Genomic DNA, 19,712 nt, shown 5'->3' on the forward strand with positions numbered 1-19,712 from the left:
CAAACCGGAACAGGCTAATATCGCTTGCTGCAGCAAGAGGCACCCCATGTGGATTCTCCTGACCGTCTGCCTGATGAGCGCGCCCGACTCCTGCCGCGAGGAGCGTATCAGCTGGTCTATGGATACGCGGGACAGCATGGCCTGCTTGCTGCATGCACAGGAAACCATCGCCCAGTGGCAATCCACGCACCGGCAATGGAAAATACGCAACTGGCGCTGCGTCACCAAGCGGGACCTGCCCACCGACATCTGAAAACGGCACTCCCAACAGCGTTTTGCGATTTGCGACATCCGGCAGGAACAACGGGGACGCGCTGGCAGGAAGCCGGAGCAAATAAGCGTTTCCGTCCAAAACGCGCTTTGCCCAAGGTGCCGCAGCCTTGCGTCGGCGCCTCAGCTGGGCAAGTGTGCATCGTCTACCGACTACAATGGTCGGAACAATTGTGGTTCGTGGCGGCATGGGATCGATTCGAGGCTCTCTCTCCTTTCTGATCGCCGGCGCCGCCATGCTGACCCTGCTGGCGGCGGCCGGCCTGCTGTTCGCGGTGCGGACTTCCGATTTCGCGGTCGAGCGTCTCACCGTGTCGCAGCGCCGGCTCGACCTGCTGGCCGAAGCCTCCGGACGTCTGACCGACTACGCCTTTGCCGCCATCGACAGCGCCCAGACCGCAGCCTCCAGCCGCCTGCGCCTGACTGCCCTGAAGAACCAGATCGACACCGTGCTGACGGCGGCCGGCGCCGACCCCTGGCAGGGCGAAACCATCCCCGGCCGCGTCGAGACGCCGGAGCGCATGCTGGCACTGCTGCGCGCGGATATCGCCGGCCTGGACGCGTCCATCACCGCCGGGCTCGAGCAATCGGATAGTGCGGCCCGCGGCGATACCATCCGCGGTGCCCTCAACGGCTTCGGCCTCAGCGCTGGTCCGCGCTTGTCCGCCTTGGTCGAGGCCGAGCGGCAGGCCGTCAAGCTGGCGCGCGAGGACATCGCCCGCACTTCCCAGCGCCTGACCATCGCGGCCATCGCCGCGGCGATCCTGGCCATTCTGATCGCGATCCTGCTGCACCAGCGCATCATCCGGCCGCTGCTGCGCCGAATCAGCGCCATCGACGACGCCGCCATCGCCATCGGTCGCGGCAAGCTCGATACCAGGCTCGCCGTCGGGGCGCGCGACGAACTCGGCCTGCTGGTGGCGCGCTTCAACCGCATGGCGGCCTCGCTGGCCAGACGCGAACATAAATTGTCGCTGGACAGGGCGGCACTCGAACGCATCGTGGCCGAGCGCACGGCCGATCTCACCACCGCCAATGAGAGGCTGGCCGGCATCGACCGTTCGCGCCGGCGCTTCTTTGCCGATGTCAGCCATGAGCTGCGCACCCCGCTCACCGTGGTGCTGGGCGAATGCGACATCGCCCTGCGAGCGCCCTCGATCAGCCCCGAGGAAACCCGCACCACTTTCACCACCATCCGTCAGCGCGCCTTCCGCCTGCATCGGCGCGTCGAGGACATGCTGCGCGTCGCGCGCTCGGAAAGCGGCGAGATCACCCTCGATTTCCGCCGCATCGACCTGGCGCGCCTGCTGGCGGACACCGTGGAGAGCTACGCGCCTGTGGCCAGGCGCCACCAGCTCGAAATTGCGCTCGTCCTGCCCGAATCGCCCGGCGACATCGTCGCCGACGGCGATTGGATCCGCCAGGTGATCGAGGGGCTGATCGACAATGCCATCCGCCATGCCAAGGGCGCCACACGCATCGAGGTGCGCCTGGAAGATAGCCCGGACGCCGCCGGCATCTTCGTCAGCGACAATGGCTGCGGCATTCCCGCCGAGGCACGGGAGCAGGTGTTCGAGCGTTTCGTCAGCCGCAACGGCGCTGCCTCTTCAGGCTTCGGCATCGGCCTGGCCTTGGCCCAGTGGGTTATCGCGCGACATCACGGCAGCATCGTTATAGCATCGGATCCAAACACCGAGCGCGGTACGCGGGTGGCGATCACGCTGCCTCGAGCTGCCGAAGGGAATACGCACACAGGATTTGCATCATGAATGTATTGCTCGTCGAAGATGATGCCGACATTGGCTCGATGCTCAGCAGGGGCCTCAAGGTCGAGGGATTCGACGTCACCACGGTGGAACGGGCGGACCAGGCCCTCGACACTGCCCGGGACATCAACCCCTGCGCGGTGGTGCTGGACATGATCCTGCCCGACGGTTCGGGGCTCGATGTCTGCCGGGCCTTGCGCGAGACCGGCTATACGGGACCGATCCTGTTCGTCAGCGCCAAGGACGAAGTGCAGGATCGGGTCGACGGCCTCACCGCCGGCGCGGACGACTACATCGTCAAGCCTTTTCAGTTCGATGAATTGGTGGCGCGGCTTCGCACCCACCTCCTGCATCGGTCCGGCACCTCGGATGAACATGAGCGCCTGATCGTCGGGCGCCTCGTGCTCGATCACGAGACGCGCCAGGCCCATTACGGCACCGTGCATGTGCGCCTGACGCAGCGGGAGGCTGAATTGCTCGCCCTGCTGATGCAGAGCGCCAACCATCCCGTCTCGCGCGGCGAGATCTTCGACCGCCTCTGGGCCACGCAGGGGGGCGTCTCGCTCAATGTCGTCGATGTCTATGTCGGCTATCTCAGAACCAAATTCGCCGACATCACCCGCGTCGGTGGCCCGCTGATCGGCACGGTTCGCGGCCGCGGCTTCATGCTCGACATGGCGGGCAACCGCTCGGGACGGTGAGAAAAGCGGCGGATAGCATTAGAGGCTAACCAGAGCGCCTCGCCGCTGGCAGCACGCTCTTGGAATCGACGGCCCGACTGGCGGTCCGTCATCAGGCGAGCGAGAGCAGCGCCTCGGCGAAGGCGGCGGGCGCCTCCTGCGGGAAGTTGTGGCCGATGCCCGGCAGGATGGCGCGCCGATAGGCACCCCTAAAATGCGGAGCGTCGTGATCGTCCGGCCTGGGCGGGTCGACGCCATCGGCACCGCCCTGCATCACGATTGTCGGCACGCCGATACGGGGCTGGCCGGCCAGCCTCGCCTCGATTGCCCCGAGCGCGGAATCGCCGGGCACCACGCCATAGCGATGGCGATAGGAGTGGATGACGATGTCGACGAAATCCGGATTGTCGAAGGCGGCGGCGCTCTGACCGATTTCGAGATAGGCGATGTCGAGGTCGCCGGCCTGGATGAGCTTCACGCACCGCTCCCAATGACAAGGACGAGCAAAAAAGCGAGTCTGCGGGGTTGGCCAGACCGTACCAAATCGCTTCGCGACGGCAATAGCCCACAGCCTGAAAAATCCAACCGCTCCTTTCCAGCGGTTTTTCACTTGCGGTATTGATGGAAGACGTGGATAGTGTTGTTGGTAATGATCTTGGTATCATCCAAGATTAATACTTATAAATTCCTTATGAAAAAGCTCACAAACCAAGCAACGGAGGAATTGAAATGCGCTGGACCAAACCTGAAATCATCGAGTTCTGCGTTGGAATGGAAGTGACGGGCTATATGTCCGATGAGGACCTGCCGCCGGAATTCTAAGTTGAACCGGCGACAGCAACGGAATCGGGGTCGTGCAGGCAAGCTTGCATACCATCGTTCTCGGGGCGGCGGCCGGGGGTGGGGTTCCGCAATGGAACTGTGCTTGCCCGGTCTGCCGTCTGGCGTGGGCCGGGGATCCTAGGGTCCGGCCGCGCACCCAGTCGAGTATCGCGGTTTCGGTAAACGGGGAGGATTGGCTCTTGCTCAATGCCTCGCCTGACATCCGCCAGCAACTCCAGGCTGTGCCTGCGCTCCAGCCCGGGGATCCATCGCATCACAAGGGGTCCGCGCGCCACTCGCCGATTGCTGCGGTGCTTTTGACCAACGGTGATGTCGACCATGTTGCCGGCCTGCTGGGCCTGCGCGAGCGCCAGGCTTTCACGCTCTATGGCACGGCCGAGACGCTGGATAGCCTCGCCGGCAACCGGATCTTCGACGTGCTGGCGCGCGACCTCGTCGACCGAAAGGCGGTAAGGCCGGGCCAGAGCTTTGAGGCCCTGCCGGGCCTGACCGTGACCCTGGTACCGGTTCCGGGAAAACTGCCGCTCTGGCGCGAGAACGAACCGATGCGTCTGGGCGAGGAGAGCGAAGCGACGGTGGGCGTGATCCTGGCCGGCGGCGGCAGGCGGATCGCCTATATTCCGGGCTGCGCCGACGTGCCGCCCTGGCTGCGCGAAACCATTGCCGGTGCCGATCTGTTGTTGTTCGACGGTACGCTGTGGGAGGACGACGAGATGATCCGGCACGGCTTGGGCACCAAGACGGGGCGGCGCATGGGTCATATGCCGATTGCCGGCCCCGACGGATCGATGGCCGCCCTCGCCGGCCTGCCCGTGGAACAGCGGGTCTTCATCCATCTCAACAATACCAATCCGGTCCTGGTGGAGGATTCGCCTCAAAGGCAGGCGGTCGAGACGGCGGGTTGGCAGGTCGCCCATGACGGCATGGTATTTTCGCTATGACAACGCTCCTTTCCCCCGCCGCGCTGGAAGCTGCCTTGCGCGATATCGGCCATCGGCGCTACCACAATCTCCATCCCTTCCATGCCGCCTTGCATGGCGGCCGGCTGAGCCGCGACCAGGTCAGGGCCTGGGCCCTCAACCGTTATTTCTACCAGGCCATGATCCCGGTGAAGGACGCCACTATCCTCGCCCGCATGCAGGACCCGGGGCTGCGGCGGATCTGGCGCCAGCGCATCGTCGATCATGACGGCACCGGTGATGGCGATGGCGGGCTGGAGCGTTGGCTCAAGCTGACCGACAGCCTGGATTTCCCGCGCGATTACGTCGTCTCCACCCGCGGCCTGCTGCCGGTGACCCGCTATGCCGTGCAAGCCTATGTCGATTTCGTGCGCGACCGCTCGCTCCTGGAGGCGATCGCCTCCTCCCTCACCGAGCTGTTCGCGCCCACCATCATTTCCGAACGCCTTGCCGGCATGCTGGCGAGCTATGATTTCATCTCCCCTCAGGCCCTCGCCTATTTCGACAAGCGCCTGTCGCAGGCCCCCCGCGATGCCGATTTCGCGCTCGATTATGTCAAGCGCCACGCCACCAGCATCGCCCTGCAGCAATCCGTCCTCGCCGCCCTCGCCTTCAAATGTGACGTGCTGTGGGCGCAGCTCGACGGCCTGCATCACGCCTATGTGACACCCGGCCTGCCGCCGCCCGGCGCCTGGATTCCAGGCATGGAGCTGGCATCATGAGCACGCTCTCCGCCGAGGACGTCCCCAGCCTGCCGCGCGGGGTCAGGCTCCGCTTCGACAGCGTCCGCAACAAGCACATGCTGCTGGCGCCCGAGCGTGCCTTCGGCCTCGATGCGGTGGCCGCCAGCGTGGTGGAACTGGTCGACGGCCAACGCAGCGTCGGCGCGATCTGCGATCTGCTCGCCGAACGCTATGGCGAAAAGCGCGAGGTGATCGAGGGCGATGTCATCGCCATGCTCGACGATCTCCTCACCAAGCGGGTGATCGAGCGATGACGAACCACGCCCGCATCCCCAATCCGATCGGCCTGCTGGCCGAGCTCACCCATCGCTGCCCGTTGCGCTGCCCCTATTGCTCCAACCCGCTCGAACTCGACCACCGCGCGCAGGAAATGGACACAGCGACCTGGAAGCGCGTGTTCTCGGAGGCCGCCGCCCTCGGCGTCCTGCATGTGCATCTGTCCGGCGGCGAGCCGACGGCCCGGCCCGACATCGTCGAGCTGACCGCCCATTGTGCCGAACTCGGCCTCTACACCAATTTGATCACGGCCGGTGTCGGCGCGGCCGATGCCCGGCTCGAGGCCCTCGCCGAGGCCGGTCTCGACCATGTGCAGCTGTCGATCCAGGCTGCAACCGCGCAAACGGCGGAACATATCGGCGGCCTGGCCGGAGCCCATGCCAGGAAGCGCGACTTCGCCCGACATGTGGTGGCGCTCGGCCTGCCGCTGACGGTGAATGCCGTGATCCATCGCGCCAATATCGGCGAGGTTGGCGACATCATCGATCTTGCCGTCGAGATGCAGGCCAAGCGCGTCGAAATCGCCCACACCCAGTATTACGGCTGGGCGCAGCGCAACCGCGCCGCCTTGATGCCGACGCGCGCCGAGGCCGATGCCTCGATCGCTTTGGTGGAGGAGGCACGCGAAAGGCTGAAAGGCCGCATCGTCATCGACCTCGTCGTGCCCGACTATTATTCAGCCTATCCCAAGCCCTGCAACGGCGGCTGGGCGCGGCGGACCTTCAACGTCACGCCATCGGGCAAGATCCTGCCCTGCCATGCTGCCGAAACCATCCCCCACCTCGAATTCTGGTCGGTGCGTGAGCATACGCTGGCAGAGGCGTGGCTGAACTCGCCGGCCTTCAATGCCTATCGTGGCACCGACTGGATGCCGGATCCCTGCCGCAGCTGCGAGCGCCGGGAACGCGACTGGGGCGGCTGCCGCTGCCAGGCCCTGGCCCTGACCGGCGATGCCGGCGTGACCGATCCAGCCTGCCACAAATCGCCCTGGCACGACCGCATGCAGGCCCTGGCCGCCAGCGAATCGGCCGTTTCCTCACCGCCGGCCTATGACTACCGCGTCATGACGGCCGCTCCCCGACCGATGGAAGGACAGCCGGCATGAATGATCGTGCACGTCGCAAGCCGGGAAGAGCATGGCTGTCCGCCCCGGCCCTCCTGGTCCTCGCCGGTGCTGCCCATGCGGCCGCGGCGACGCCGGACGCCGCCACCCTACTGTTCGAAGAACCCCAGCTCGACAAGACCGCCGTCAACCAGGTGCTCACCTACGCCTACCACCGCAAGAGCGCCGACGACAAACTCTACGGTGCCTCCTTCGACGACACCATCCGCCTCACCCTCGACAAGGGCGAGACGGAGCAGACCCGCACGGTGCAGGTCCAGCTCTTCAGCGGTGCGCACCGACGCGCCGCCGGGCCGTTCGAGAACATGAGCGGCAATCCGGTGCTGAGCCTCTTCCTCGAGCATCATATCGGCGTGCTCGCCGAGGCCTACCAGGCCAATCCGCGCTATTTCAAAACGGCCATCCGTACGGCCCTGCGCGACAAGGCCGAGGTGAAGCCGGCTGAAATCCCCTTCGAGGGCCGCTCCCTTCCCGGCTGGCGCGTCTCGATCCAGCCCTTCAGCGACGACCCGAACAAGGCCCGGCTCAACGGGTTGGACACGCTGCGCTACGAATTCCTGGTGGCCAGGGACCTGCCCGGCGAGATCGCCCGCATCGAAGTCTCGGCGCCAGGAAAGAACAGCCCGCTGCTCGACGAAGGAATTTCCTATGAGGCCAAGCCTGACTGACACGCTTCTGGCATTGCTGATGCTGGCAGCCACGGCCGCTCCCGCGTTCGCCGCTGAGGTCGAGAACGACTATCCGACCAAGGCGCGAGTCGACTATGTGATCGGTTGCATGGCCGCCAATGGCGAGACGCGGGAAGCCATGGAACGGTGCGCCTGCTCGATCGACGTGATTGCCTCCATCCTGCCCTATGACGGCTATGAGAGGGCCGAAACCATCCTGTCCATGCGCCAGGGTGTCGGCCAGCAGTCCGCCATCTTCCGCAGCACCAAGCAGTTCGACGATGTCGTCGCCAATCTCCGGCGCACCCAGGCCGAAGCCGAGATCCGCTGCTTCAAATAGGATTTCCAGGCACTCAGCCGTTCAGGGTCGCGCCATCCCACAGCGGTTCCAGACGCTGCCGGGCCTGCGCGACGATCTCCCTGTAATCGGGCTTGAAGGGCGTAGCCAATTGCTTTTCGAGATGGCCGAGAAGCCCGAGAAGGACGGCACATTCGGCTGTACTCTGGAAACAGGTGCCTGCCGGCGTGGCATCTGTTTTTGGATCGCACCAGCGCGACAGCAGTTCGAACAGGACGACGGCCTCGTTGGCATCGAGACCGATTTCGACGGTATCCTGCGTTTCCGGGCTTTCGGTCATGGCCTGATCACATCGCGGTGTTTCAGCGGCAATGTTGCGCACGACACGCTATGTGATCGATCCGAGGAGGCACGTCAAAGAGTTCCTCAACTGCCTCCATCCGCGGGAAAGGCGCGCTTGAACTCGTTCCCTTCCGTGTCCTTGGCATCGACGGAGATCGGCTGGCCGTCCTTGTCATAGCTGAAGCGGAAGGTCGGATCCTCGCTGAGCGAGATGCCGCCCTCCATGGAGAAGATCGGTCTCTGCCCCTGGGTGACCGCCAGGGTCTGCACGAACCAGGCCGGCGTGTAGAGCCGCGTCACCTGATCCATCTGCATGCCGGAATAATTGGGGTGGCGGATCTGAATCTGGGCTTCCTTGCTGCCCGTCCCGGAGAAGTCGCGAAAGCGCATCTTGCCCAGATTGGCCTTGGCCTCCACAGGATCCTTGCCGGCCGGAGCCGAGCAGCCGCCGGCCGCTTTCACGAAAGCCTTGGTCATGTGCAGCCTGCCGTCGCTGGTCTCACCGACCGCCCGGACATAGGAATAGGAGTTGACGCGGATGCGCGTCGACAGGCTGAACTGCCTGCGCCCCTCGCCGAGTTTGAAGGCAGCGACCAGCGGCGAGGGATTCTCGTCCACCACCAGGGTGATCGCCCTGATCGTGCGGCTGTCATCCGCCGGCAGGTCGACATGCACTTCGATCGGCACCAGCGCCGCATCCTCGGCCCTGACCGGCGCACTCAATCGCAAGACCGGCTCGGCATCGATGGTCTTTTCGCCGAAGAGATCCGGGCGGATCGACTCCCAGCTCGCCTCGCTCGGTGTGTCACCGGCCTCGGCCCAGCCCGGGATGGCGAGGAGCATGAGCGCGACCAGCCCCGTCCCACCCAGGAAGCGGCGGCGCGAAGGGCACGATCCTGCCCGTTTTTCAAGAAAGGTCATCGTCCATCTCCCTTTCTGATGCCGGCGGCACGAAGACAGCCGTTCACGGCCGCGGCTTGACCGTCTCCAGGGCCAGGCCTGCGCCCTTCCAGCCATCGACGCCGTCGGCATACCAATAGACCCGGCCATAGCCATAGCCGAGCGCCCGCTTGGCGGCGTTCCACGACATCCAGCAGTCCTTCTTGCAGAAGAACACCAGCGCCTCCTCACGGCGGCCATGGGTCAACTCGGCGAGGCTACGCTTGAAATAATCCTCCGTCGCCGCCGCCAGCGCACCGCGCCCGACTTCCGGCAGCCATACCGCGCCGACAATGGTTTCATGCGGCGGATCGCGCCATAGCGTACCGGCAGGAAGCTCGGCAGGCTTCGGGGGATGCGGCAGGACATCGACGAAGATGGCCCCTCGCTGCTTCCAGAGTGCCTCGGCCCGCGCCGTATCCAGGACCGTGGCTCCGGCGAGCGTCGCCGGTGTCGGTGCCCTGTAGTCGTCGAGACGATAGCCGCTCGGCTCGGGCGGGGAACCGGCATGGGCGGGCAGTGTCGCAAGGGCCAGGACCAGAAAGACAGCACTGCGCGCGATCGGCCTGATCATCGCCTTATTCCTGCACCTGGCCCGCGGCGAGATTGGGCCGCTCGGCCGGCAGACTGTCGACGGAAACCTGCGGCACCCCATAGTCGGACAGCACCTGCGCGATCTCCTTGCTATGCTTGCGGATGGCAGCGTTGAGCGTGTGCTTCCATTGCGTCTCGTTGGCCCGGATGCCGAAGGTGATGCGATAGGCCAGGAGCGGGCGCTCGCTTTCCTGTACGAGCGGAATGACCTTGAGAGGCTTGGCCGCCTTGCCGGCGTAATAGCCGGCGATCGGCCCCCAAAGCAGCGCACCGTCGGTGTTTCCGGCGACGAGATCGTCGATGGCTTCCTTGCCCGCCGCATTGTCCTGCTGATCCAGCGTCAGCCCATAGCTCCTGGCGTTGGCGATCAAGCCAAGACGCTGCAGGTGGTCGCCCGGCGGGGTGCCGGCGATGATGCCGAATCGACGGCCCTTGAGGGCGGGATCCTCCAGCTTGGTGACGCCGGCCAGCGGCCCGTCCGCCTTGACCACGAGGACATAGGTCGACGCATAGTAGGGATTGGTGTGCTGGGTGAGATCGGAGCCCGAGGCGGCCCCGATGATCACGTCGCACAGGCCGGTGCCCAGCGTGTTGCGCACGAAGCCCATGCCTTGCTGCAGCCAGTAATAGCGCACCGGCCGCTGCAACTCCTTGGCGACGATCTCGGCGATGCGGTTCTCGAACCCTTCCTGGCGGCGGTTCGAGAACGGCATGTTGGCAGGGTCCGAGCAGACGCGCAGATTGGCCTTGTCGACGAGTTCCGGCACCTGCTGGGCATTGGCGGGATTCAAACCGAGCACCATCCCGGCCAGGACAAGGCCGGGAACAAGAAGCAGGCTGGACTCAGTTTGCCATGCAGGCCGTTTCGGCATCCTTGGCACTCTGCGGCTTGGGGTCGTGTTTTTCGGGACGGACACGTGCGAGGGCACCATCGCTGCGCGCCCGCAGATAAACATAGATGTCATCAAGATAGCACATCACGTTCCGGTTCGTGCCAAAAGTCGGCATCACCTTCTGGCTCGACGTGCTCACATCCTTGCGACCCTGGACCACGACAGTGGTGAACTGCTCATAATTCATCTTCTTCAGGGAATCGGTGAGCGCCGGCGCATAGGTCGAGCCTGCCCCGTCGGGGCCGTGGCAGACCGTGCATTCGGAATGGTAGCGCCGATAGCCGGAGAAGGTATACCAATCCACATTGCCATCTGCAGTGATGTTATAGGTCGGTGCACCCTCGGCATCGCTATACTTGCCGTCTTCACTGCTGGCCGGCTTGGCCGGGTCGGCGAAGGCCGAGGTCGCTGCGAAGAGGCCCAGCGCCAACGCCGTCAGGCCGAAGAGCGCGTTGCGATGCAGGGGGGCGGGGCGGTTCCCGGCTCGTGATTTCGTTGGATTGGCTTGAACAAGCAATCGTTTGTCTCCCACTCAGGGCACAGACCACCATTTCGCGGGCCGAAGGGCACCGAAAGCCGGAAGTCTTCGTTTTTGTCTGGCGAGGGGGCTGGGAAAGACGACGTCTCCCCAGCCCCGACGGGATGATCGGCCAAAGTGTTTGCAATTTGCCGATATCGACAAGGGGCGCAAAGACACCTGAGACAGCATGCCAGGGCAAACGCGCATTCACGGCGGAACGCGCCTTGCCCTGGCTGCTGCATCACGTGCTCATGGCAGCGCGAACACCGTCAGCTGTCCGCCGAGCGCCGTGTAGTTGTTGAGGGCTGCATAGCCGCCAACGGCACCCAGACCCGCATTCGGATCGGTCAGGCCTGCCGCCAGGCCGATGCCGGCCCAGCCACCGACACCCGAGAGCACGGCGATATATTGCTTGCCCTTGTGGGTGTAGGTCATCACGTTGCCGATGATGCCGGAGGGGGTCTTGAACTTGTAGAGTTCCTTACCCGTCTTGGCGTCGATCGCCTTCAGATAGCCTTCCAGCGTGCCGTAGAACACGACGCCACCGGCGGTCGCGAGCGGTCCGGACCACACCGAGAACTGCTCGGGCAGCGACCAGACGATCTTGCCCTTGGCAGCATCCCAGGCAATGAAGTTGCCCATGCCGCCATGGCTGTTGGGGGCCGGATACATCGACAAGGTAGCGCCGACATAGGGCTGGCCCGGGGTGTAGCTCACCTTGAACGGCTCGTAGTCCATGCAGACATGGTTGGTCGGCACGTAGAACAGGCCGGTCTTGGGCGAATAGGCCATCGGCTGCTGGTCCTTGGAGCCGAGAGCCGCGGGGCATACGCCCTTGGTGTTGACGTCTTCGCCATTCTGCTCGGTCGAATATTTGGCCACGACCAGCGGACGACCATAGGTCTTGCTGTTCTTGTCCATGTCGACCTTGGTGGCCCAGTTCACGACCGGGTCATACTTCTCGGCAACCAGGAGCTCGCCCGTCTCGCGGTCGAGGGTGTAGCCGAAGCCGTTGCGGTCCAGATGGACCAGGGCCTTGTGCTCCTTGCCGTCGATCTTGAGATCGACCAGCGGGACTTCGTTGACGCCGTCATAGTCCCATTCGTCATGGGGGGTCATCTGATAGACCCACTTGGCCATACCGGTGTCGGCATCGCGGGCGAAGATGGTCATCGACCACTTGTTGTCGCCCGGGCGCTGCTTGGGGTTCCAGGTCGAGGGGTTGCCGGAACCGTAATAGACCAGGTTCAGCTTGGGATCATAGGAATACCAGCCCCAGGTGCAGCCACCGCCGGTCTTCCATTGGTCGCCTTGCCAGGTCTTGATGCTGGAATCCTTGCCGATCGGCTTGCCGAGTTCGGTGGTCTTTTCCGGATCGACCAGCATTTCCTCGTCCGGGCCCATGGAATAGGCGCGCCAGGCTTGCTTGCCGGTCTTCAGGTCATAGGCGGTGACATGGCAGCGCACGCCGAATTCACCACCGGAAATGCCGACAAGGACCTTGTCCTTGACGGGCATGACGGTCGCGGTGTTGGTCTCGCCCTTTTTCGGGTCGCCGTTAACGACGGACCAGACCACCTTGCCGGTCTTGGCGTCGAGCGCCACGACGGTGGTGTCGGCCTGGTGCAGGAACACCTTGCCGTCTGCATAGGCCAGGCCGCGATTGACCGTGTCGCAGCACATCACGGGAATGACGTTCGGATCCTGCTTGGGATCGTAACGCCAGATGATCTTGCCTTCATTGTTGAGATCGAGGGCATAGACCGTGTTGGGAAACGGCGTATGGACATACATGATGTCGCCGACGACCAGCGGGGAGCCTTCATGGCCGCGCAGGACGCCTGTCGAGAATGTCCAGGAAACCTGGAGCTTCTTGACGTTTTCCGCAGTAATCTGGTCAAGTTTCGAATATCGAGTATTCGCATAATCGCCGGTCTGCAGCACCCACTGATTGGGGTCCTGCGTCAGCTTTTGTACTTCGTCATTGGCGTAGGCCTGCGCGCCGAATAACAGCGAGCAGACCACGCCCAGCCACGCTATCAATATTTTCATTGGGCTTCCTCCGAGTGGCCACACGCATGCCGTCCCGCCGGACCACATGCCGAACTTGATGTCGTTCTTCTAGCCTTGGGGATACCTCGTCTCTTCGACAGCGTGTCACAGCCGGCGGATCCGCCTCGTAGCCATAGGCATAAGCCGCTGGCTTTCGAATCGACACTGCGATCCCCATCACGGTGCCGTTGGAAGTCGAAGATGCGTTACCTTATGCAACGTGTTCAGTTCATGCAAGATTTGACTGACATGACACTAGATTTATTTTTACCTTATTATGGTGCGTCGCATCATTTATTGAGTGCACCGCAAAACCACGGCGGTACTATACGGTTCTTCGGCTGGGTACTGGCTATTCCCATTCGAGTTCGTGAAAGGCACTTGTGGCATTGCGTGGATTGAACTCGTCAAACAGCTGCCAGTTGTCGCGCTCGGATTGCCCGGCCCGTTCCGCCGCCTCACGCAATGTCCGTCCTTCGGCGATCATCGCGCGCACGTCGTCGCGCAGGCGCGTGAGATAGCGCCGCATCGGATCGGCCGCCGCCGGCCAGGGCATCGCGGCCGGACCATGGCCCGGCACGACACGGGCGGCCGGACGCGAGCGCAGGGTGTCGATCACGGCAATCCAGCCCATGAGGCTGCCGTCAAGCGCCGGGACGTGGCCGGCAAAGAGCAGGTCTCCCAGGAACCAGGTGTTCGTCTTCTCGTCCAGCACGGTGAGATCGGTGTTGGTATGGGCCGTCGGCCAGGCCTCCAGCAGGAGGCGGCGGCCGCCGAGATCGAGATCGAGCCGGTCCTTGACGAGCAAGGTGGGAGCGATCGCCTCGGTGCCGGCGAAGGCAGCCTCCCCGATCAGCCGGCGCGTCGCCGACAGATAGGTCCCGGCACGCGCGGACAGGGCCTCGGGCAGGTTGGCATGGCCGACGATCGTCACGCCCGGCAGGCGGAAGGCGGCATTGCCGAGCAGATGGTCGGGATGGACATGGGTGTCGATGACATAGCGAATCGGCTTGTCGGTACGGGCGCGGATGGCCGCCAACAGGGCAAGACCGGCCTGCCGCGAACCACCCGTATCGATGACCGCGACCGCCTCATTGCCAATGACGAAGCCGGCATTGCCGATAGCATCGGCATTGCCCGGCGCGGCCAGTTCATGCGGGGCGGCAAAAACGAAGACGCCCTCGGCTATTTCCGTCATCGGCAAGGGCGTCGGTAGCGTCTCAGCCGAAGCGAAGCCGGGAAGCAGGACAAGGCAGGCCGTCATCCAAAGCCGGGCCAGCATCACGAGCCGTTGCATCCTGCAAGCTCCTTCCTCGGCCACCGGCCTTACAAGCCGAAGCGCTCGGCAAATTCCCGGTGCCGCGTTTCGATCCAGGTCGAATGCCGGTCCTGGCGCGCTTCCACGATCGCGACCTCATGGAGGATGCGGGTGGGACGGGGGCTCAGAAACAGCAGCCGATCGGCCAGGCCGATCGCCTCGCGCACATTGTGGGTTACCATCAGAACCGTGATGCGATGGTCGGCGACTTCTGCCAGCAGGCAGGCGCGCAATTCCAGCGCGGCCTTGTCGTCGAGCGATACGAAGGGCTCGTCCAGCACCAGCAATTGCGGCTCCAGCGCCAGGGCGCGAGCCAGCGCGACGCGCCGCTGCAGGCCGAGCGACAGCGCATGCGGATAATGTGCGCGCCACTCGGAGAGGCCGAGCCGCCCGAACAGAGCGTCGAGGTCACGCCGGCGCTGCGACGGCGGCAAGGCGATGCGGACATTCTGTTCCACCGTCCGCCAAGGCAGCAAGCGCGGCTCCTGGAAGGTCACCCCGACCGTCAGCGCCGTGATGTCGGGCTCCACCCTGCCCTCGAAATCACGATCGAGCCCGAGCAGGATCTTCAGGGCCGTGGTCTTGCCGCAGCCTGAAGGCCCGATCAGGCAGGTGAATTCGCCCACGGCCAGCGAAAGGTCGAGCCCCCTGACGGCTTCCACGGCCCTGCCGCGATCATCGCGATAGATCTTGCTGGCGATGCTGAGGTCAAGCAAGAGCGGGGCGCCAGCGTCGGGCATGCTTCTCAAGGGGCTGCAGCAGGAGGAATTCGATAGCGAGCATGACGCAGGTGAAAGCGAGAGCATAACCCAGCACCGCCGTGACATCCGAAAGCTGGAAATAAAGTGAAATCGCGTAGCCGACCCCCGACGAGCGGCCGAGCAATTCGACCACCAGCACGATCTTCCAGACCAGGGCCAGGCCCGAACGCGCGGCCGCAGCGATGTAGGGCGCCAGCTGCGGCATCAGGACATGGCGCAGCCAGGTTCCGGCCGGAAAGCGATAGACATGGGCCATCTCCTCGAGATCGCGATCGAGGGCCCGCGTGCCCTCACGCAGCACCACGATGACATTGGGGACCTTGTTGAGGGCGACCGCCGTCACTGCCGCAGCTTCCGTCAGGCCGAGCCAGATGTAGCACAGCACGGCGATCACCAGGGCCGGCATGTTGAGCAGCACCAGGAGCCAGACATCGAAGGCTGCGTTGGCCCGGTGCCAGCGGCCGAGGACGATGCCGATGACGCTGCCGATCAGCATCGCCACGCCGAAGGCGCCGGCAACCCGCCACAGCGTGATGCCGATATTGGCGACCATGTCGCCGCGCCGGGTCTCCGCGACGATGAAGGCGAGCACCGCCGCGGGCGAGGGCAGCAGCGGGCCGTTGGCCAGCCTGGCCGCGACCTCCCAGATCGCCAGCAGGGCAAGCAGCGAGACCAACCGGGCCGTGAGGCCGGCTAGGCGTCCACTGCTCCAATCTGTCAGTGTCCGGCCCAATAGAGCCCCTCCGGAAGGGTGGCGGTCTTGCCGACCAGCTTCTCGCCGCCGAGTTCGGCCAGCTTGGCGTAGAGCTTGGCAGCATCGGCCCGTTCATCGGCGATCGCCCGGTTGGGAATGCCGGCAAGGAAGGTACGCCTGAGCACGTTATAGGTCGCCTCGTCATCGGCCTGCATCAGGGGTCGGAGCTGCGCCCAGATCGCCTCCTGGCTCGCCAGGGCCTGCTTGGCCTGCCTGGAGGCGGCGGCAAAGGCGGCGATGCGCTTGTCATGTTGCTCGTCGCCCCGTTTGAAGACATAGCCGATGAAGGAGATCGGCCCCTCGACGCCGAAGGAGCGCGCGACCTCGTCGGCGCCGATCAGGCGCTTGAAGCCCTTGGCTTCGAGACGCGCGCAGAAATTCCAATAGAGCAGTGCCGCATCGAGTTCGCCCTGTTCCAGCTTCATGCTCAGCAAGGGAGGCGCCCCGAACACCGGCTCGGCCACCTTGGCCAGGTCGATGCCGGCCTGGTGCCGGGCATAGGCCTGCAGCAGGATCCAGCTCTTGTCGAGCGCCCCGCCGGCCACGCCGATGCGCTTGCCGGCAAGGTCGGCGACCGTGGCGATCGTCGATCCCGGCGCCCGCATCACCGCCCCCTCCGAGGCCGAGAAGGGCAGGAACACGATGTCACGTCCCTCGCCGCGCATGCGCGCCGCCCAGAGCAGATCCGAGACGATGCTGTCGACGGCATCCCCGAGAAAGGCGATGCGCGCCGCATCGTTGGAGGCGAGCTTCAAGGGATCGATCCTCAAGCCCGCCGCCTCGTCCAGGCCGAGTGCCCGGATGGCAGCGAGCTCCCACTCGACCGTACCGAAGGATAGAACACCCACGCGCAACGGCGGCAGTTGCGCCCAGGCCGTTCCGGCAGAGCCAAGAAGTCCTCCCCCCAGACCGGCGCCCGCAAGCGCGAGAAATTGTCGCCGTTTCATCATTGCGGCAAACCGCCGTCGAAACCCGCCACGACGCGACCAACCCCATCAAATTGTTTCTGAAAAGGCTGCCGCTGCCGAACCGGGAGCGAGCCGAAATCGCCGGACATCAAGCACGCATCCTCCTTGTGCAGATAATATCTATTCTTGACAAGGAGTGTGATCATCATTCTTCATGCTGTCCAGTCACTTTACGTTGCGCCTAGACTGATTCACAACACAACACGACATGTGAAGAACAAAATAAGCAGAAATTAAGCTTAATCTTCGATGACTTCGGATGAATGGCCGAAAGGGAGAGAAAATGCGACAGGTCGCCGTCGGAATTCTTGCCTCTATCCTGATATCGAGCGCTGCACTCGCACAAGATGCAGCGCTCGGCGAAAAAGTATTCATCAAGTGTAAAGTTTGCCACCAGGTTGGAGAGACAGCCAAGAATGCCGTAGGCCCTGAGTTGAATGGAATAATCGGCCGTAAATCCGGATCGGTAGAAACTTATACCTATTCACCAGCAATGAAGAGTGCCGGCCTGACCTGGGCAGAGGACACTCTCTCAGAATATCTTAAGAGCCCAAAACAGAAGGTGCCCGGCAACAAGATGGCCTTTGTCGGCCTGTCGAAGCCCGACGACATCGCCAATGTCATCGCCTATCTCAAGCAGTTCGACGCCAGCGGCAAGAAGGCACCTTGAGGGGAGCGGCAACCACTGCACACCTAGACTGAAAACGCGACAGGCGGATGGGGTCCAGCCCCGCCCGCCGGTCGCGCAGCCGTCATTCGGCAGCAGCGAATTCCGTCTTGGAATCATGCCCCAGGCCCAGGACCAGCAGGGCCGAGACCAGCGGCAGCAGCGACAGGGCCAGAAGCCCCATGGCGGTGCCTCCCGTCTGGTCCTTGAACCAGCCGATCAGATAGGGTCCGCCGAAGCCGGCGAGATTGCCGATCGAATTGATCAGGGCGATGCCGCCCGCCGCCGATGCGCCGCTCAGGAAGGCGGTCGGCAGGGTCCAGAACAGCGAGAAGGTGCAGAACACGCCGATGGCCGCCACCGTCAGGGCGATCATCGTCAGCACGGGATCGCTCAACGCGCTGGCCGCGGCCAGGGATAGCGCGATCAGGAACAACGGCAGCGCGACATGCCAGACCCTTTCGCGGGTGCGGTCCGAATGCTGCGCCCACAGCACCATGGCGACCGAGCCGAACACATAGGGTATCGCGGTGACGAAGCCGGTCTGGATGTTGCTGAGGCCGAAGGCCTTCACGATCTGCGGCAGCCAGAACTGCATGCCATAGAGCGCCCCGACGAAGCCGAAATAGACCAGGCTCAGCACCAGGACCCTGGGCGAGGCCAGCGCCTGACGCAGGCTCATATGGTGTGCGGCCTTCCTCGCGCCCTCCTCGCGCGCCAGGCGATCGGAAAGCCAGCGCTTCTGCTCGGGGCTCAGCCAGGCCGCCGACGCCGGACGGTCGGTGAGATAGAACCAGGTCACGATGCCGAGCAGGGCTGCCGGCAGGCCCTCCAGAATGAACAGCCATTGCCAGCCCTTGAGACCGCCGACGCCGTCCAGGCCAAGCAGATAGCCTGAAATCGGGGCGCCGATTACGGTCGATACCGGCACCGCCACGGCAAAGGCGGCGAGGATGCGGGCGCGGTATTTGGCCGGATACCAGTAGGTCAGATAGAGGATGATGCCGGGAAAGAAGCCGGCCTCGGCCACGCCGAGCAGGAAGCGCAGCACATAGAAGCTGACGGGACCGGCGACCAGTGCCATCAGCGCCGAGACGATGCCCCAGGTCACCATGATGCGGGCGATCCAGCGGCTGGCACCGACCTTGTGCAGGATGACGTTGCTCGGCACTTCGAACAGAAAATAGCCGATGAAGAAGATGCCGGCGCCCCAGCTGAACACCAGGGGCGAGAATTTCAGCTCGTCGTTCATGGTCAGGGCGGCAAAGCCGAGATTGACGCGGTCGAGATAGGCCAGGAGATAGGCCAGCATCAGGAACGGCAGCAGGCGCCAGGATACGGCACGCACCGTCGACGCCTCGATCGCCTGCCCGTCCCGCTCCGCCATGGCGCTCATCGGGCAATCCTCCCCTTTGCTGGCGGATGCTTGCGACCGGCCTCGTTCGCCGAGCCGGCACACCGCCTTTCCGACGCCGGCGGCAAGCGCGTTCACGACGGAACGCTCTCACCCCAACGCCTTGTTCTGACGCGACCTTGCGGTTCCCGCTGATTCCGTCAAATCACAAAATGCGCCGGCGCCCGCCCGCTACGGCGCTTCTTCCCGGATGCGGTAGGCGCAGCGCCGGGCGCCGTGGACAATATGCTCGGTTCGCTCAACCGAGCAACGTGGCCCGAGCATTTCGCGGAAAATCGCCAGTTCCGAACGGCAGAAGCCCTGGCAGGCCGTGGCCGCCGCACAGATCGGGCAGTGGTTCTCGATGAGGAGCCAGCCCTCGCCATCCTCGGCGGGGCGCTGCTCGGCCATATAGCCTTCGCGGGTGCGAATCCCGGCAAGCGCGGCGATGCGGGCCTCGGTTCCCTCCACCCGGCCGAGCTCGGCGCGGTAGGCCGCGCGCATCTCCTCCTCGCGCGCCGCGATCAGGCGCTCGAGCGCTTCGGGCCCGAGCAGGTCACGGATGTTGCGCAGCAGGCCGACGGTCAGCTCGGCATGGGCGTCGGGAAAGCGGCCATGCCCCTGCGCCGTCAGCCGCCAGAACTGCGAGGGCCGGCCGACGCCCCGAGCCACCGATTCGGTCTCGACCAGGCCTTCGGCGGCGAGCTTGATCAATTGCTGCCGGGCGTTCTCGCCGGTCGTGCCGATCGCCTTGCCGAGCTCGGCCGCCGTCTGCTGCCCCTTCGTCTTCAGGAGGAACAGCAGGCGATCGGGCCCGGACCGTCCCTGCAGGCTCGAATTTTCCAGCTCCGGCGTCGACATGACCCTCTGCAGTCTATATTCAAA

At 64.4% G+C, this 19,712-nt stretch carries 24 protein-coding genes and 1 pseudogene; 11 read left to right on the top strand and 14 right to left on the bottom strand.

Annotation, left to right across the window (positions count from 1 at the left end; genetic code table 11):
* Positions 1-46 precede the first annotated feature (46 nt).
* From ACIGJE_RS34225 to ACIGJE_RS34235, 3 genes are all read left to right on the top strand, one after another.
* Complete coding sequence (locus ACIGJE_RS34225) at positions 47-253, top strand: hypothetical protein (protein WP_311940517.1); 207 nt, start codon at positions 47-49, stop codon at positions 251-253.
* 205 nt (positions 254-458) lie between these two features.
* Positions 459-2,039, top strand: a complete 1,581-nt coding sequence (locus ACIGJE_RS34230; RefSeq protein ID WP_311940515.1) for a sensor histidine kinase — start codon at positions 459-461, stop codon at positions 2,037-2,039.
* Complete coding sequence (locus ACIGJE_RS34235) at positions 2,036-2,737, top strand: response regulator transcription factor (protein WP_367624942.1); 702 nt, start codon at positions 2,036-2,038, stop codon at positions 2,735-2,737. The genes ACIGJE_RS34230 and ACIGJE_RS34235 overlap by 4 nt, the downstream gene beginning before the upstream one ends.
* A 91-nt stretch (positions 2,738-2,828) precedes the next feature.
* Here the strand turns inward: ACIGJE_RS34235 and ACIGJE_RS34240 are convergent.
* Positions 2,829-3,143, bottom strand: a pseudogene (locus ACIGJE_RS34240) (alpha/beta fold hydrolase); the annotation flags it as partial.
* A gap of 302 nt (positions 3,144-3,445) precedes the next feature.
* On the opposite strand from ACIGJE_RS34240, the gene pqqA reads away from it, so the two are divergent.
* Genes pqqA through ACIGJE_RS34275 form a run of 7 tightly spaced genes read left to right on the top strand, consistent with a single transcriptional unit; the run spans position 3,446 to position 7,668 of the window.
* Complete coding sequence (gene pqqA / locus ACIGJE_RS34245) at positions 3,446-3,538, top strand: pyrroloquinoline quinone precursor peptide PqqA (protein ID WP_068288997.1); 93 nt, start codon at positions 3,446-3,448, stop codon at positions 3,536-3,538.
* A 44-nt stretch (positions 3,539-3,582) separates the two neighbouring features.
* Positions 3,583-4,500: a pyrroloquinoline quinone biosynthesis protein PqqB gene (gene pqqB, locus ACIGJE_RS34250; RefSeq protein ID WP_311940509.1), complete on the top strand. Its 918-nt coding sequence runs from the start codon at positions 3,583-3,585 to the stop codon at positions 4,498-4,500.
* Complete coding sequence (gene pqqC / locus ACIGJE_RS34255; protein WP_483681759.1) at positions 4,497-5,240, top strand: pyrroloquinoline-quinone synthase PqqC; 744 nt, start codon at positions 4,497-4,499, stop codon at positions 5,238-5,240. Before pqqB ends, pqqC begins: the two co-directional genes overlap by 4 nt.
* Entirely contained in the window at positions 5,237-5,515 is a 279-nt protein-coding gene (pqqD, locus tag ACIGJE_RS34260) for a pyrroloquinoline quinone biosynthesis peptide chaperone PqqD (RefSeq protein ID WP_068289002.1), read from the top strand. The genes pqqC and pqqD overlap by 4 nt, the downstream gene beginning before the upstream one ends.
* Entirely contained in the window at positions 5,512-6,642 is a 1,131-nt protein-coding gene (pqqE, locus tag ACIGJE_RS34265; RefSeq protein ID WP_415084138.1) for a pyrroloquinoline quinone biosynthesis protein PqqE, read from the top strand. The genes pqqD and pqqE overlap by 4 nt, the downstream gene beginning before the upstream one ends.
* The gene (locus ACIGJE_RS34270) at positions 6,639-7,328 is read left to right on the top strand and encodes a hypothetical protein (RefSeq protein ID WP_311940506.1); all 690 of its coding nucleotides are present in this window, start codon (positions 6,639-6,641) and stop codon (positions 7,326-7,328) included. The genes pqqE and ACIGJE_RS34270 overlap by 4 nt, the downstream gene beginning before the upstream one ends.
* A complete protein-coding gene (locus ACIGJE_RS34275) occupies positions 7,309-7,668 on the top strand; it encodes a hypothetical protein (RefSeq protein WP_394313236.1) in 360 nt (119 codons plus the stop codon). Before ACIGJE_RS34270 ends, ACIGJE_RS34275 begins: the two co-directional genes overlap by 20 nt.
* Positions 7,669-7,681: 13 nt before the next feature.
* On the opposite strand, the gene ACIGJE_RS34280 is transcribed toward ACIGJE_RS34275, so the two are convergent.
* From ACIGJE_RS34280 to ACIGJE_RS34330, 11 genes are all read right to left on the bottom strand, one after another.
* Positions 7,682-7,966, bottom strand: a complete 285-nt coding sequence (locus ACIGJE_RS34280) for a hypothetical protein (RefSeq protein WP_311940504.1) — start codon at positions 7,964-7,966, stop codon at positions 7,682-7,684.
* Positions 7,967-8,052: 86 nt separating this feature from the next.
* On the bottom strand, positions 8,053-8,889 hold the full coding sequence (locus ACIGJE_RS34285; RefSeq protein ID WP_311940503.1) for a quinoprotein dehydrogenase-associated SoxYZ-like carrier: 837 nt from the start codon (positions 8,887-8,889) through the stop codon (positions 8,053-8,055).
* A gap of 43 nt (positions 8,890-8,932) precedes the next feature.
* Entirely contained in the window at positions 8,933-9,481 is a 549-nt protein-coding gene (locus ACIGJE_RS34290; protein WP_394313240.1) for a PQQ-dependent catabolism-associated CXXCW motif protein, read from the bottom strand.
* Between the two features lie 4 nt (positions 9,482-9,485).
* Positions 9,486-10,301, bottom strand: a complete 816-nt coding sequence (locus ACIGJE_RS34295; protein ID WP_415084226.1) for a substrate-binding domain-containing protein — start codon at positions 10,299-10,301, stop codon at positions 9,486-9,488.
* Positions 10,302-10,344: 43 nt separating this feature from the next.
* The gene (locus tag ACIGJE_RS34300) at positions 10,345-10,824 is read right to left on the bottom strand and encodes a c-type cytochrome, methanol metabolism-related (protein WP_376717733.1); all 480 of its coding nucleotides are present in this window, start codon (positions 10,822-10,824) and stop codon (positions 10,345-10,347) included.
* A 339-nt stretch (positions 10,825-11,163) separates the two neighbouring features.
* Positions 11,164-12,966, bottom strand: a complete 1,803-nt coding sequence (xoxF5, locus tag ACIGJE_RS34305) for a lanthanide-dependent methanol dehydrogenase XoxF5 (RefSeq protein ID WP_311940499.1) — start codon at positions 12,964-12,966, stop codon at positions 11,164-11,166.
* A 352-nt stretch (positions 12,967-13,318) separates the two neighbouring features.
* Entirely contained in the window at positions 13,319-14,263 is a 945-nt protein-coding gene (locus ACIGJE_RS34310) for a quinoprotein relay system zinc metallohydrolase 2 (RefSeq protein ID WP_415084134.1), read from the bottom strand.
* A 29-nt stretch (positions 14,264-14,292) separates the two neighbouring features.
* Positions 14,293-15,024 (bottom strand): ABC transporter ATP-binding protein, encoded by a 732-nt coding sequence (locus tag ACIGJE_RS34315; RefSeq protein WP_311940496.1) that lies wholly within the window; start codon positions 15,022-15,024, stop codon positions 14,293-14,295.
* Complete coding sequence (locus ACIGJE_RS34320; RefSeq protein ID WP_415084131.1) at positions 14,993-15,778, bottom strand: ABC transporter permease; 786 nt, start codon at positions 15,776-15,778, stop codon at positions 14,993-14,995. The genes ACIGJE_RS34315 and ACIGJE_RS34320 overlap by 32 nt, the downstream gene beginning before the upstream one ends.
* Positions 15,763-16,749, bottom strand: a complete 987-nt coding sequence (locus ACIGJE_RS34325; RefSeq protein ID WP_311940492.1) for an ABC transporter substrate-binding protein — start codon at positions 16,747-16,749, stop codon at positions 15,763-15,765. The genes ACIGJE_RS34320 and ACIGJE_RS34325 overlap by 16 nt, the downstream gene beginning before the upstream one ends.
* Positions 16,746-16,916, bottom strand: coding sequence for a hypothetical protein (locus tag ACIGJE_RS34330; RefSeq protein WP_415084129.1), 171 nt, complete (start codon positions 16,914-16,916; stop codon positions 16,746-16,748). The genes ACIGJE_RS34325 and ACIGJE_RS34330 overlap by 4 nt, the downstream gene beginning before the upstream one ends.
* 134 nt (positions 16,917-17,050) lie before the next feature.
* On the opposite strand from ACIGJE_RS34330, the gene ACIGJE_RS34335 reads away from it, so the two are divergent.
* Positions 17,051-17,437 carry a c-type cytochrome gene (locus ACIGJE_RS34335; protein ID WP_068289025.1) on the top strand — a complete coding sequence of 129 codons (387 nt, stop codon included), beginning with the start codon at positions 17,051-17,053 and terminating at the stop codon, positions 17,435-17,437.
* Between the two features lie 82 nt (positions 17,438-17,519).
* Here ACIGJE_RS34335 and ACIGJE_RS34340 read toward each other — a convergent pair whose 3' ends face one another.
* Together ACIGJE_RS34340 and ACIGJE_RS34345 are read right to left on the bottom strand one after the other, a co-directional pair.
* Positions 17,520-18,830, bottom strand: coding sequence for an MFS transporter (locus tag ACIGJE_RS34340; RefSeq protein WP_415084127.1), 1,311 nt, complete (start codon positions 18,828-18,830; stop codon positions 17,520-17,522).
* A 189-nt stretch (positions 18,831-19,019) separates the two neighbouring features.
* Positions 19,020-19,688: a helix-turn-helix transcriptional regulator gene (locus ACIGJE_RS34345; protein WP_415084125.1), complete on the bottom strand. Its 669-nt coding sequence runs from the start codon at positions 19,686-19,688 to the stop codon at positions 19,020-19,022.
* Positions 19,689-19,712: the final 24 nt, after the last annotated feature.

It is taken from the genome of Labrys sp. E2SS-1L (genome assembly GCF_057073705.1).